The sequence below is a fragment of the Streptomyces sp. NPDC054883 genome, assembly GCF_053610645.1.
In genome coordinates, this window is record NZ_JBSGYT010000036.1 from 52,500 (window position 1) to 65,518 (window position 13,019).

Below are 13,019 nucleotides of genomic sequence, written 5' to 3' on the forward strand. Positions count from 1 at the left end.
AGGGGCGCCCTCAGCACGCCATGGCCCACCGGCCCGCTGTCGGCCACTGACTCAGGCCTGTACGCAGGCTTGTCGCTGCCCTACGGAAAGGTCCGCCGCCGTGACCGCGCCCCGCCCTTCAAGGCCGTCCCTCCTCGCGGTGTTCGCCCACCCCGACGACGAATCCCTTCTCGCCGGCGGCGTGCTCGCCCAGCACGCCGCCACCGGCGCGCGTACGGCCGTCGTCACCGCCACCTGGGCCCCGGACAGCCATCGCGCCGCCGAACTCGCCGACGCCCTCGCCGTCCTCGGGGCCGGGGCCCCGCGGATGCTCGGATTCGCCGACGCACGCATCCCCGAGTCGGCGCCCGGACGGCCGCGGCTGTGCGACGCGCCGCTCGATGAGGTTGTCGAACTGCTCGTGCGACACATGCGCGCGCTCCGCCCGCAGATCGTCGTCACTCACGACGGATACGGCCAGTTGACGGGCCACCCGGACCACGTCCGCACGCACCAACTGACCATGCTCGCAGTGCACGCCGCCGGGCTCGAACACCTCTGTTCGGACGCCGGAGCGCCCTGGCGGCCGGTCGCCCTCTACCTGGCAACGCACCCGCACTCGGGGGTGGGGGAGCTGGGCCCGCTCATGGCCCGGGTCGGTAAGAGGGCCCTGAGCGTGCCGGACGAGCACGTCAACGCGACGGTCGACGTAACGCCGTGGCTGGAGCAGAAGTGGGCCGCCATCAGCGCACACCGGAGCGAAGCGGCGCGCGAGCGCTCCCTGCCCGGCATCCTCTCCCGCCTGCCGGCCAACACCCGGGACCGGATCATCGCCACCGAGCACTTCACCCGCCTCGACACCCGACCCTCGGCCCTGCGCACCGAACAGCTGACCGCCGAGGAGTGACCAGTCCGCGCTCAGCTGCGTCCGGGGGTGTTCCCGGAACAGTCGTTGTCCTCGAACAGTTCCCGGGTACGGCGCAGCAGAGCAGCCCGTACGGCGTCCGGCGACAGGACCCGCAGTGGTGTGGCCAGGCTGAGGAGGTACTTGGCGAGCCCGTCCGCGTCCGGGCCGCCGATCTCCACGACCGTGGCGTCGGGGCCTTCCGGCCGGTGAGTACCGACCGTCGGCGGGATCAGCCGGAGCACCTGCTCCAAGGGCAGGAGGAGGCGGACCGTCACGTAGAGCGGGTAGGCACCGGTCGCGATGGAGCGGGATACGAGCAGAGCCGGGTCGGGTGCACCGCTGAGTTCCGCCGGGCGCCCGGTCGGCTGTATCCGGCCCACCCTGTCGGCGCGGAAAGTACGCCACTCGTCCCGCGTCACGTCCCGGGCGACGAAGTACCAACGGCGTCCCGTGTGCACCAGGCGGTACGGGTCGACGTCCCGGACCGTGGCCTTCCCCTCCCGATCGCGGTACGACAGGCGGCTGCGCTCGCCCCGGCGGCATGCGGAGGCCAGTTCCAGCAGCATGCCGGGCGGGATCTGCGGCTCGTCGGGCCTGGTGGTCTGAACGAAGGCGGCGTCCATCTCACCCAGCCGGTCCGCGATCCGGCGCGGCAGCACCTGGCGCAGCTTCAACAGGGCCGACAGCGCCGCCTGATCGCCGCCGAGAACGCCGCTGAGCGCGGCCTCGCGCAGCCCGACGGCCACCGCGAGTGCCTCTTCGTCATCGAGGACCAACGGCGGCACCCGGGCTCCGGCACGCAGGCGGTAGCCGCCCCACGGGCCGGGGTCGGACTCGACTCCGTAGCCGAGTTCTCGGAGCCTTGCGACGTCACGCCGTACCGTGCGCTGGGTGACCGCCATCTTGTCGGCCAGCTCGCCGCAGGTCCACGACGGCCGCGCGGACAGCAGTGAGACCAGTCGCAGCAGGCGGGCGGATGTGCTGATCACCTCCGCAGTGTCCCGCATGACCAGGACCGGACCTGTCCTGGTCCCGTCATAGCGTCTCTCCCATGAGCACCGCACCTGTGAGCACCGCGGACACGTCCGCACCCGCGATCCGCTACGCGGCCGTCACTTTCGACTGCCCGGACCCCGCCGAACTGGCCCGCTTCTACGGCGACGCCCTCGGCCTGCCCGTCGCCTACTCCACCGACGACTTCGTCCTGCTCGGCCGGGAGGGCTCGGCCGGGCTGGGGTTCAACCGGCTGGCCGACTACCGACGTCCCAGCTGGCCGGACCCTTCCCAGGAGAAGCAGGCGCACATCGAACTCGGCGTCGACGACTTGGAGGTCGCCCAGGCCCGGCTGCTCGCCCTCGGGGCAGTCGAACCCGCCGTCCAGCCGCAACCCGACCGGTGGCGGGTCCTGCTGGACCCCGCCGGCCACCCGTTCTGCATCACCACCCTGGTCTGAGCATGATCGGCAGACTGATGACCATGACGGCGCACACCGGCAGAGGCGGCGAACTCGCCGACGTCCTGCTGGGAGTGGCGGCGCGGCTGCGCGGATTCCCCGGCTGTGAGATCTACCTGATCAGCCAGGACGCCGCCGACCCGGACACGGTGCACGTCACCGAGGTCTGGCGGGACGACGCCAGTGCCCGGGCGGCTCTCACCGCTCCGGCGACCGCCGGCGCTCCCGACCCCGCGGCCGTCCTCGCGCTGCTGTCGTCCCCACCACACCGCAGGGACCTCAAGGTCCTGGGCGGAGTCGGCCTCCCCCCTGCCGCCGGCCCGCTCTGACACACGCCGCGGGCCGCAGGAACGGCCTGCTCGGAGGTGCGGTCGCGAGCGAGGATGACCGCTGCTCGGCGCGGCTGCTCACCGGGATCCAAGAGGTCCCGGGCGTCCGGGGCCTGGCCCTCGTCCATGCCAACCCCTACGGCATCGGCAAGGACCCGGCCGATCCGCGCCCGGACGCGCCGGCGCTGGTGACCTGCTCCGAGCTGGCCCGGACGCCGATGGTGGGCCGCTGCCCGGCCGGTGCGGGCGTCGCAGCCGTCGACAACTCCGGCTCACCACCGCCTACCCGCGCTGCCGATCGCGGGCTGCAGCCCGGCGGTGAGCGTTGTCGCGCGCCGGTTCCTCGACGCACGGGAGTACGCCCATCTTCTCCGAGATGTTCATCGCGGGCCGGAACAGGTCGACCGCGTGCCCGCCGGTCTTGCGCGCGGTCGACGCGCGCTCGACGACGGTGACACGCAAGCCGTGCCGGGCGAGCCAGTACGCCGGCACCGGACCGGAAATGCCGGCGCCGGAGACGGGAATGCGCATGGCACCCCTCTTCGTCATTCAGCCCGCCCGTACGGCGTGGATCGTGGTGAAGGCCAACAGGGGCGTGGCGGTGCGCGGCGGATCCTCGAGAATGGGGGAGTGGCCGAGACCGGGCAGCAGTTCCACCTTCGCGCCCGGCACGGCGAGGTAGTCAGCGGCGGATGACGAGCGCCACCTGCGGTCGTCCGCGCCGAAGATCACCAGTAGCGGCTTGCCGAGGGGCGCCAGGCGGGCCGGGAGCGCCTGCTGCTCAAGGAAGTCGCGGGTGGCCTGCATCGTTGCGGTGAGCGAGTGGAGGGTCATACAGCGCACGTCGTCCAGCAGCTCTGCCGGGATCCGGTAGCCCGGTCGGCTGAAAGCGGTGCTCGCGAACCGGCGGATCTGCGCGTCGGTCGGCGGCCACTGCGAGAGTCCGGTCGCCCCGGACCGCGGTGCGATGAAGGCGTCCAGGCTCGGCCCGGTGTTGACGAGCGCGAGCGCGGTCACCAGGTCGGGTCGCTGTTCGGCGACGGCGGTGGCGGCCACGCCGCCACTGGAGTGACCGACGATCACGGCGTGCTCGACGCCGAGCCGGTCCAGTGCCACGCCGGCCCGGCGTGCCTGGTCCGGGATCGCGTAGCTGCCGTCGGCCGGTTTGGCCGACCGGCCGTGCCCGAGCAGGTCGATCCGGATGACGCGGTGATACCTGGTCAGCAGTGGCACGAGCGGGTCCCACGAGCGGGTCGAGGACGCTGAGCCGTGGATGAGCAGGAGCGCGGGGGCGTCACGGGGGCCGTCCTGGCAGACGTGGATGTCGCCGTCGTCCAGCGCCAGGATCGCACTCCCGGTGGCCTCGGCGCCGTCATTCACCTGCGGTCCGCAGTCAGAAGCAGTCATGAGCCCACTGTCGCCGCCGGCACCCACCGGCGGATTGGACGAATGTTCCCCCAGCCCGCACACGTAGCATGGGACGGTGCCGACCTTCACGCACGGTGCGGTTGTGTGGGACGTCGCTAGCCCGCAGCGTCCCAGCAGGGTGGCCGGTCTCACCATGGCCGGGTTCGGTGTTCGCGACCTGGCCGCCCTCCGGATGGTTCCGCACCCGGCCGTGACGCTGCTCCTGGAGTTCGGCGCCGGCTCGCCCGTACTCGACTGTGCCGCCGGGCGGCAGCAGCGGGGAAGCATGGTGGCCGGGCCCGGGCTCGGGTCCGGAGGCGCGGTCCGGGCGCGGGGAGAGAACGTCGAGTGCGTGCAGGTGCGCCTGTCCCCGGTGATCGCACGCGCGGTTCTCGGTGTCTCCCCTGCCGACCTCGACGGCGCCGTCGTGCCCCTGGACGAGCTGTGGGGCCGGCAGGCGTTCCGGATCCGCGAGCGACTGGGCGAAGTCCCGGCGTGGCAGGATCGCTTCGCGCTGACGGACGCGCTGCTCACCCGCCGGTACGAGGCGGGGCCGCCGGTGGACCCGGAGGTGGCCTGGGCCTGGCGGCGGATCGTCGCCAGTCGTGGCCTGGTCCGGGTCGACGGGCTCGCGGCCGAGGCCGGATGGAGCCGTAAGCGCCTGTGGTCCCGGTTCCGGTCGCAGCTCGGGCTGCCGCCCAAGCGCGCCGTGAAGCTGGTCCGCTTCGACCATGCCGCCCACCGCCTGGTCGCGGGCGAAGGCGCGGCCCGAGTCGCGGCCGACGCCGGCTACGCCGACCAGTCCCACCTGCACCGTGACGTCATGGCGTTCACCGGGGCGACCCCCGCGACCGTGGCCGGCGAGCTCTTCCTCGCCGTTGACCACATCGCATGGCCCAGCCGCGGAACACCGGCCGGGCCTCACGCCTGCGGGAGTCGGCCACCGCTGTGAACGCCGCCCCGGTCACCGGCGCCGGGCGTCTTCGGCGGCGCTCCGCGGTCAAGGAAGCCCCGTACCGGCCGAACCGCGATGGCCGGCGGTGGGCGCGGCCCGTGGCGGCTCAGTCCTCTCTCGGGTCGCGGTCCTCGTCCACGCCGTGGTCCGGCTCCTCGTCGTGTTCGTGCAGACGCCCGTCCAGGTCGCTGACCCAGTGCAGGGCCCAGGTGCGCAGCTCGGCCGTCTCGGCCTCGGTCAGGCCGTACGCGGCGAACTCGGCGTCGTCGGCCCAGTCCGCGCCGGCCAGACGGTCGCGCAGGTCGTGGAGCCGGAACTCGTCGCGGCCGTGCCGTTCGCCGAGGCTTTCGAGTTCGGTGGTGGTGCGGTGGCGGGAGGCAGCGTGCACGTCGATGAGGTCGCGTACGGCGCCCCGGTCGGCCAGGGCGCGGACCTTGGTGCCGATGACGGAGTCGAAGGCGAGGACCGGCCCGTACTCGGTCTGGGCGGGCGGCGTCCAGAAGTGCTCCTTGAGGACGTCGACCTCGCACTCCTCGCCGGTGGCAGGGTCGGCGACCATCAGCCGGGCCGAGAGGGCATCCACGTCGATCACGCGGACCCGCCAGCCCCGCCCGGCCAGGCCCTGTCCGAGGCCGGCGACGATCTCCGCCATGGGAGCGGGGTTCTCGGTGGCGACGTCGAGGTCCTGACTGAGGCGGTCGACGAGGCCGTGGGCCTGGACGGCGTACCCGCCGGTGAGCACCAGGGGGTACGGGGCACCGATGTCGATCACTGCGGCCAGGAGCCGGCGGTGCAGGCCGCTCAGCTTCACGCGGCGGCGGACCGCTCTCTCGCGAGCTCGGGGAACGCTTCCTCCCAGACCTGCCGGACGTGCCGGCTGACCAGGGTGCACAGCACGGGCCACTGCTCCAGCAGCAGGTCGCGGTCGAGCAGGGTCACGAGGTCCTCGTGCTGCCCCTCGGCCAGGACCGTGCGGTACAGGCCCATGCGCAGGCGCGGGCGGTCCAGGTCGTAGGCGCGCAGTCCGGACCAGGCCACATGCAGCGGCAGCTCGACCACACCGTGCCGCGGACCTGCGAGTTTCTCCAGGGAGGCGGGCAGCCGGCTCGCGTACCGGGCATGGAGCACCTCGGCCGCGGAGGGCTCCGCACTGCTGGAGGAGAGCTGCATGACCATGGACCCGATTATCGCGCGTCCCGCCCGTCTCCGGTACCGCAGACGCGACACCCGGCCCGACGGCCACCCCGCGCATCCGGGGAGCCGCAGCCAGGTAGTCGTCCCCTTCCAGGTTTTCGGGGAACCCCCGGTGCCCTTCGGCTGGTTGTGTGCTCTGACCCACACACCTGATCACAATGAAGGCCTTCACGTATTGACGGCCGACGCCGTTGTCCTCGGCGACCCGCCACACGTTGCCCGTGACAGCGCCTGACACCATGGCGGCAGCACCCGCACACCACGTTCGCACGGGCCAACCCGCGCCGCGGCAGGGAGAAACCGATACCGATGAACATCCGCACAGAGGCAGGCCGGCACGAAGGGCCGGCTCCCAGCCGGAACAAGTACTCGCCGTCCGTCCAGACACTCGGCTACCTGCTGGGAACCGTCTGGTTCGCTTTCCTGGCCCTCTCAGGTGACGAGCGGCCCGGCTGGCTGCGGGCGGTCTACGCAGTCGTGGCAGTGACGTTCGCTTTCGGTGTCGCAGCGACCATCGTCAACCACCTCCGGGAACGGCGCTGCGGCGGCAGCTCCCTCCGCTGACGCTAGGGCGTACGCCGACTGGTAGAAGTGAGGCCGCTGACAGGCGGATGCCGCGTGGCGAGAAACCGCGGCGTCAACCGTTGGGGGGCACGGCCACACCCGGAGACTTCTTCAACCGTGAAATAAAAGCGGAATGATTGATTCGTAAATTTAGATGTTTGTGGCGTGGCTCACTTGATGATCATGGTTCGAAATGTCTGTGTATGCTTATCGAGTTCGCATCATTGGTGACGAACATCGAAAGAAAATATTCATGGGGGTTTATTGTGCGTAAGCTTCGCGCACTTGCAATCGGTGTCGCCGGCCTGACCATCGGCGTCGTCTTCGCATCGTCGGCATCGGCCGACTCTGTTTCCCCGCCGGCCGAGACCACGGCCGTCACCTTCGCCGAGGCCGGCGGTCAGCCGGACAAGCTGCGGGACGTCAATGCCGCGCCCATGGGTGCGTGGACGAGCGTCCTGAAGAAGGCCGCGGGATCGGCCCTGGGTAGTGCGGCATACGACTACGTCAAGGCCTCGAACGCCATTCCGCAGCGGGAGGGTGCCGCGTTCCGTCGCGGTGACGTGGGCGTCGAGGTCCAGAGCGAAATCGACCTCTCGCGCTCCTTCGACCAGTAGGTAGAAAGGTCGGTGGGCGCGGTTGAACCGCGCCCACCGCACGGGGAAGACGAAAACTGAAACAGTGACGGAAAAAGCCGGGCATCGGCCTCTCGTGGACTTGAGCGGTGGCCAGCGGGCCGCTCTGTCTCTCATCGGAGTACTCGTGGCGGGGGTGGTGTTCTTTCATTTCTCCATGACGGCACTGCACCACACCCCTTTCAATCCGATTCGTGAGAGGCACGACGACAAGATACGCGCCTATATGGCGCCCTACTTCCAGCAGGACTGGCACTTGTTCGCCCCCGAGCCGGTTTCCGAGGATTCCGGATACCTGGTGCGCGCACAGGTGAAGAAGCCCGACGGGTCGGTGGAGACCACGCAATGGGCGGACGTGACCACGCCGCACATCGACAAGGTCCAGCGCCAGCGTTTCTGGCCCTCCCGCGTCGAGCGGCTGGCCCCCGCAGTGCGTCAGCGGCTCGAAGGCTGGCACGATCAGGACCTCGACGCGCTCCGGCGTGAGAAGGACCCCGCCGCACCCAAGAACGCCGACGTCAGCGGCGAGGCGCGGCCTTTGGACCCCCCGCTCGCCCCCGGCGAGCTGGCCGCTCGAGACAGCGCCCTGCTGTACACGCGCGCCGTCGCGAGCGGCGAGGCGAAAGCCCTGTGGGGCAACGGCATCAGCGCGATACAAGTCCGCATCGTGGTGAACAAGTTCCCCCGTTTCTCGCAGCGCTCGGTCCGCACCAACAAGGGCGAAGTCTCCTACTACGACGTCCCCTGGATGCAGCCGCTCAAGGTCTCCCAATGAATTCAGGTGTCATGCGTACAGGAGTCCGCTCCCTTGTTCTCCGCGTCCGGACGCGCTTCCACGCTGCGCTCGACGAGCTGAGCCTGAGCCGGCACGCCCTCATCGGCTCCGCACTCGCGCGCATCATCCTGGGCGGCCTCGGGTTCTACCTCTACGCACGGGACTACACGCAGCGCGCATACCTCTGGGGACCCGACGGGGCATGGCCGTGGCAGAACTTCACGGCGCCCGACGGACAGCAGGGATTCTCCCTGTACTCGGTAAGCAGATCGAGTGCGTGGTTCGACATTGTCTTCCACTTGGGCATGATTTTCGCGCTGCTCTTCATGCTCGGCTGGAAGACCCGCGCCATGAACGTCCTCCACTACGTCTTCCTATGGTCACTCCATCAGCGAAATCCCGTGCTCCTTGACGGCGGGGACAACGTCACCGTCATCGTGCTGGTTTTCTTCGTCTTCATCGATTCGGGCGCACGATTTTCCCTAGACGCCCGCCGTCGGAAATCGAAGAAGGTGGCGGATCCGAATCCCTTCCATTTTCGGATCGGCTCGCTGCTGCACAATGCCGGAGTCCTGGCGGTCATTTTGCAGATCTGCACGGTCTACCTGGTTTCTGGCATGTACAAGGTGCAGGGCCGGAAATGGCAGAACGGTACGGCGCTGTACTACATCCTGCGCGCCAACGAATTCGGCTGGCCCGGTGTCAACCGTTTCATTTACGAGAGTGCCACCCTGGTCGTCACCATCACCTATGCGACGGTCTTCTTCCAGCTGGCCTTCACCTTCCTCCTGCTGAATGGAAAGTGGCGCGTCTTCGCCGTGGCCGGCGGCATCCTCATGCATCTGGGGATCGCCGTCCACATGGCCGGACTCGTCAACTTCTCGCTCACCGTGGTGGCCGTTGAGCTGGTGATCATGGGCGACGCGCACTACCTCCGGCTGGCCCGGGCGGTCCGGCGCCTCGAGGGACGCCCGCGGACCGCGGAACCCGGAACGGCCGGCGCCAACGGGCCGACGGCCCCGGATCCCGGGGAGAAAACGGCCGCACCGGCAGCGCCCGACCCTGCCCTCGTCTCCTCGTGAGGAGCGTCCGGATGCCGCGCAGGACGATCAGGGCAATGGGGCTCGCCCTGCTGCTTGGCGTCTGTGCCGGGGCGGGAGGCGTTGTCGCCCCGGCCCCGGCACGGTTGGGCAATGCGACGACCGGCGACGCGGATCTTGCGGCGCGCGTGCGCGAGGCGGCGGGCGACGGCCTCGGCCACCGGGGCATCGCGGTTGCCTTCGTTGACAAGGGGAAACTGACGTACGCCGGGCTGGGCGACTCGGGCAACCCTGCACACCGGGCCGTCGACGAGTCGACGGTGTTCGAGGCGGGCAGCATCGGCAAGCCCATGACCGGCATGCTCCTCGCCGATCTGGAGGACCGGAAGCTCCTCGACCTCGGCACCCCTCTGGAGCGCCTGCTGCCCGAGCGCAGCTTCTCCGACCCCCTGATCGGCCAGGCCACCCTGACGGATCTCGCCACCCACAGGGCCGGCCTGGAAAAGATGCCCGACGACCTCGGCATGGTGGGCCGCAATCTGCGGCTGATGCTGCTCGGCGAAGACCCGTACCGCGGTCTTGGAGAGGACGACGTCCTGAGCGCAGCCGAGTCGGCCTCCGCCGGCACCCCCGGCAGGTACCTCTACTCGAACCTCGGCATGGCGCTCGCCGGCCACGCGGCGGCACGCCGCGCGGGTCAACCCTTTTCCGAGCTCCTCTCCGCCCGTCTCTTCGGCCCGCTGGGCATGCGGGACTCGCGCGTCATGACGGCCGGCGACCCTCTTCCACCCCGCGCGGCCGAAGGCCGGCAGGCGACCGGCCCCGCCGTCGACCACTGGTTCGCCTCCGGGTACACCCCGGCCGGCGACATCTGGACGTCGGGCAGGGACCTGGGCGTCTTCCTCCGCGCCGTCATCGGGAAGACGGCGCCCGGCGCCCGCGCAGCGATCCCGACGCACGAAGCCGGACGGGGCGGCCGCACCGGCCTGGGCTGGTTCACCAGCGCCATCGGCGGCCGGGAGATCACCTGGCAGAACGGGGCGACCGGTGGCTTCACCTCCTACATGGCCTTCGACGGCGCGGCGGAACGCGGCGTAGTCGTGCTCGGCAACACCGACCGTCCCGTCGACGCCATCGGCGAACGTCTGCTCGGCCTACCGCCGACGGTTCCTCATGCCGCCGGCCGGACCGCCGTCCACGTCACCGCTCTCGCGGCCCTCGGCGCTCCCGTGCCGCTGCTGGTGGCATGGCTGCGGCCGCGGGCCGCTGCCGGCCGCCGCGGGAGGGCCGGGCTCATCTGTGTGCACGCTTTCTTCGGGGCCGCCGCGCTGGCGTTCGCCTGGCGCCGCGGGAGCTGGCTGAGCGTCCCGCCGGAACTGTGGGCCGTCAGCTCCGGGGTCCTGCTCTGGGCGTTCCTCCTCGGCGTCGCGGGAACGGGTCCCCGCCCGCTGGCGGAGCAACCGCCCCCGCCACCCGCCCCCACCGGCCCGCTGGTGGGGACCGTCGCCCTATGGACGGGATGCCTGGCCGTCCTGCTCACCGCCCAGCTATGAGCCGAACCCGCTGAAGGAAGCCATCGAATGACAGACGCCGTCGTCGTCGGGTCAGGTCCCAACGGTCTCGCGGCCGCCTTGACGCTTGCCCGTGCAGGGCTCACCGTCGAGGTGTTCGAGGCCCACGAGCGCATCGGGGGCGGTCTGCGCAGTGAAGCCCTGTTCGACTCGGAGGTGCTTCACGACATCTGCGCGGCCGTGCACCCGATGGCCCCCGTGTCCCCCTTCATGAAATCCCTCGCGCTAGAGGAGCACGGAGTCCGCCTGACACGCTCGCCGGCCGCCTACGCGCACCCACTGCTGGGCCGACCAGCCGCCATGGCCTGGGGCGACCTCGAACGCACATGTGCCGGTCTGGGGAAAGACGGGAAGCGGTGGCGAGCCCTCATGGGGCCTTTGATGGAGCATTCCTCCGCCGTGGTCGACCTGATGCTGTCCACCCAGCGGAACGTGCCGTCCCTACGTTCCCTGACGACGCTGGCCCCCCGCATGCCCGTCCACTCCCTGCGGCTGGGAGGCGGTCTGAGCACCGTGCAAGGCAGGGCCCTGCTCGCGGGCGTGGCGGCTCACGGCATCGGCCGGCTCCCCTCGCCGACGGCCGCCGCCGTCGCCCTACTGCTGGGACACCTGGCCCACACAACAGGCTGGCCCGTCCCCAAGGGGGGCTCGGGGGCCATCGCGGACGTCATGGCCGAACAGATCCGGGCTCTCGGCGGACGGTTCCACACGGGGGTGCGCGTCGACAACCTGGACGAACTGCCCGCCGGCCGACGCGTAACCATGCTCGATGTCTCCCCCCGTGAGCTTGCCCGCATCGCGCCCCTGCCCGCCGGGTACCTCCGCCAGTTGTCCCGGTACCGGTACGGCCCCGGCGCCGCGAAGGCCGACTTCCTCATCGACGGGGAAATTCCCTGGACCGACCGCCGCCTCTCCCAGGCGGCGACCGTGCACCTGGCGGGCGCACGGGGAACGGCCGAGGAGGTGGCGCGGGCGGAGACGCTCACCGCTAAGGGCCTGCGTGCGGAACACCCGTACATCATCGTGGTCGACCCCGCCGCCGCGGATCATGGAAGGGCCGTACGCGGTCGCAGGCCGGTCTGGGCCTACGCCCACGTGCCGAACGGCGACCCCCGCGACCCCCTCGACACGATCCGCGGCGCGATCGAGCGGCATGCGCCAGGCTTCCGGGACACCGTACTCGCCGAACGCGGCGTGTCGGCGGCCGAGCTGGGCGCGTACAACACCAACTACGTCGGCGGTGACATCGGCTCCGGTGCGATGAGCCTGTGGCAGACGCTGGCCCGCCCGGTGGCCCGGTGGAACCCCTACAGAATCCCCCTACCCGGCACCTGGCTGTGCTCCTCGGCGACCCCGCCCGGCCCGTCGGCGCACGGGATGTGCGGACACCACGCCGCGATGGCCGCGCTCCGCGCCCTGTACGGCCGAGCGGACAACTGAGACGGCGGCAAGTTGGACTTGCGGCCTGTGCCCGTGGCAGAGCACGGCACCCAGCCGTGCAGCCAGGGGCCGGCTGCAACGGGCCGGTTCGCGCCGGCGAGGACACAGGGCGTCGACCAGTCAAACAGACACCGCTACGCGAGGTCGCTGCGGAACCAGTTCCAGGAGCTGGTGCTCTCCCACTTCTTGACCGGGTTGTTGAAGCCGCCGCCGGCGGTGCTGGTGTACGTCCACAGCGCCGAATGGAAGGCGCCGCCGTCCTCCTGGCCGTAGTCGTACAGCACACCGACGTCGGCCTTGCCGTCCCCGTTGCTGGTGGCGGGGGCTGCCGATGAGCTTCATCGCGGGCTCGGCCGCCGCCAGGTACTCCTCGGCATCGCTCACGCGGGGCGGATCGGACGCCAGGGACAGGGACGCGCCGGCGAGCCTGAGACGCATCCACAGAGTGAGGTCGTCGCGGCTGTCGATGGCGACCATGGCCTGCGTCAGGCAATCGGCGGCGCGGGCGTCGTTGCCCTGCCGGACGGCAACCGTCGCAGCGTTCCAGAGCGCCTGGGCCGCCAGTGGGCCGGTCGCCCCGCGCAGCGACTCGCACACCTCGTCCACCAGCCGCGCGGGTTCCGCGAGTCGCCGAGTTCGGCGCGGAGTCTTCTGTGCGCCGGTGCCCTGCTGATGCTCGCGGGCGGATTCGTGCGGCTCTTGCTTCGCTCGACCGACGGAGCCGCGCCGAACGGCCCTCCGAACGGTCAACGGAAGCAGCAAGAAGCGGT

General features: G+C 70.8%; 16 protein-coding genes. 10 read left to right on the forward strand and 6 right to left on the reverse strand.

All coding sequences use genetic code 11. The annotated features are described in order from the left end of the window. Positions 1-100 precede the first annotated feature (100 nt). A complete protein-coding gene (locus ACWGH1_RS24365) occupies positions 101-886 on the forward strand; it encodes a PIG-L deacetylase family protein (RefSeq protein ID WP_453354905.1) in 786 nt (261 codons plus the stop codon). An 11-nt stretch (positions 887-897) separates the two neighbouring features. On the opposite strand, the gene ACWGH1_RS24370 is transcribed toward ACWGH1_RS24365, so the two are convergent. Beyond that, the gene (locus ACWGH1_RS24370; RefSeq protein WP_453354904.1) at positions 898-1,875 is read right to left on the reverse strand and encodes a helix-turn-helix transcriptional regulator; all 978 of its coding nucleotides are present in this window, start codon (positions 1,873-1,875) and stop codon (positions 898-900) included. A 62-nt stretch (positions 1,876-1,937) separates the two neighbouring features. Here ACWGH1_RS24370 and ACWGH1_RS24375 point away from each other — a divergent pair, with 62 nt between their 5' ends. Next, on the forward strand, positions 1,938-2,339 hold the full coding sequence (locus ACWGH1_RS24375; protein ID WP_453354903.1) for a VOC family protein: 402 nt from the start codon (positions 1,938-1,940) through the stop codon (positions 2,337-2,339). 2 nt (positions 2,340-2,341) lie between these two features. After that, positions 2,342-2,668 (forward strand): putative quinol monooxygenase, encoded by a 327-nt coding sequence (locus tag ACWGH1_RS24380; protein WP_453354902.1) that lies wholly within the window; start codon positions 2,342-2,344, stop codon positions 2,666-2,668. A 282-nt stretch (positions 2,669-2,950) separates the two neighbouring features. Here ACWGH1_RS24380 and ACWGH1_RS24385 read toward each other — a convergent pair whose 3' ends face one another. Continuing rightward, the gene (locus tag ACWGH1_RS24385; protein ID WP_453354901.1) at positions 2,951-3,199 is read right to left on the reverse strand and encodes an FAD-dependent oxidoreductase; all 249 of its coding nucleotides are present in this window, start codon (positions 3,197-3,199) and stop codon (positions 2,951-2,953) included. 18 nt (positions 3,200-3,217) lie between these two features. Further along, positions 3,218-4,075 carry an alpha/beta fold hydrolase gene (locus ACWGH1_RS24390; RefSeq protein ID WP_453354900.1) on the reverse strand — a complete coding sequence of 286 codons (858 nt, stop codon included), beginning with the start codon at positions 4,073-4,075 and terminating at the stop codon, positions 3,218-3,220. Positions 4,076-4,151: 76 nt separating this feature from the next. Here ACWGH1_RS24390 and ACWGH1_RS24395 point away from each other — a divergent pair, with 76 nt between their 5' ends. Further along, positions 4,152-5,027, forward strand: a complete 876-nt coding sequence (locus tag ACWGH1_RS24395; RefSeq protein WP_453354899.1) for a helix-turn-helix domain-containing protein — start codon at positions 4,152-4,154, stop codon at positions 5,025-5,027. Positions 5,028-5,136: 109 nt separating this feature from the next. Here the strand turns inward: ACWGH1_RS24395 and ACWGH1_RS24400 are convergent, their stop codons facing one another. Together ACWGH1_RS24400 and ACWGH1_RS24405 are read right to left on the reverse strand one after the other, a co-directional pair. Further along, positions 5,137-5,841, reverse strand: a complete 705-nt coding sequence (locus ACWGH1_RS24400; RefSeq protein ID WP_453354898.1) for a nucleotidyl transferase AbiEii/AbiGii toxin family protein — start codon at positions 5,839-5,841, stop codon at positions 5,137-5,139. Then, on the reverse strand, positions 5,838-6,200 hold the full coding sequence (locus ACWGH1_RS24405; RefSeq protein ID WP_453354906.1) for a hypothetical protein: 363 nt from the start codon (positions 6,198-6,200) through the stop codon (positions 5,838-5,840). The genes ACWGH1_RS24400 and ACWGH1_RS24405 overlap by 4 nt, the downstream gene beginning before the upstream one ends. A gap of 333 nt (positions 6,201-6,533) precedes the next feature. Between ACWGH1_RS24405 and ACWGH1_RS24410 the strand changes: the two genes are divergently transcribed. From ACWGH1_RS24410 to ACWGH1_RS24435, 6 genes are all read left to right on the forward strand, one after another. Then, positions 6,534-6,788 (forward strand): hypothetical protein, encoded by a 255-nt coding sequence (locus ACWGH1_RS24410; RefSeq protein WP_453354897.1) that lies wholly within the window; start codon positions 6,534-6,536, stop codon positions 6,786-6,788. Positions 6,789-6,991: 203 nt separating this feature from the next. Next, positions 6,992-7,405: a hypothetical protein gene (locus ACWGH1_RS24415; RefSeq protein WP_453354896.1), complete on the forward strand. Its 414-nt coding sequence runs from the start codon at positions 6,992-6,994 to the stop codon at positions 7,403-7,405. Between the two features lie 175 nt (positions 7,406-7,580). Next, complete coding sequence (locus ACWGH1_RS24420; protein WP_453357014.1) at positions 7,581-8,198, forward strand: DUF5819 family protein; 618 nt, start codon at positions 7,581-7,583, stop codon at positions 8,196-8,198. A gap of 11 nt (positions 8,199-8,209) precedes the next feature. After that, a complete protein-coding gene (locus tag ACWGH1_RS24425) occupies positions 8,210-9,280 on the forward strand; it encodes an HTTM domain-containing protein (RefSeq protein ID WP_453357013.1) in 1,071 nt (356 codons plus the stop codon). Positions 9,281-9,291: 11 nt separating this feature from the next. Further along, positions 9,292-10,791: a serine hydrolase domain-containing protein gene (locus ACWGH1_RS24430; RefSeq protein WP_453408996.1), complete on the forward strand. Its 1,500-nt coding sequence runs from the start codon at positions 9,292-9,294 to the stop codon at positions 10,789-10,791. 27 nt (positions 10,792-10,818) lie between these two features. Then, entirely contained in the window at positions 10,819-12,249 is a 1,431-nt protein-coding gene (locus tag ACWGH1_RS24435) for a phytoene desaturase family protein (RefSeq protein ID WP_453352290.1), read from the forward strand. 134 nt (positions 12,250-12,383) lie between these two features. Here ACWGH1_RS24435 and ACWGH1_RS24440 read toward each other — a convergent pair whose 3' ends face one another. After that, positions 12,384-12,533, reverse strand: a complete 150-nt coding sequence (locus ACWGH1_RS24440) for a hypothetical protein (protein ID WP_453352291.1) — start codon at positions 12,531-12,533, stop codon at positions 12,384-12,386. Between the last annotated feature and the right edge of the window lie 486 nt (positions 12,534-13,019).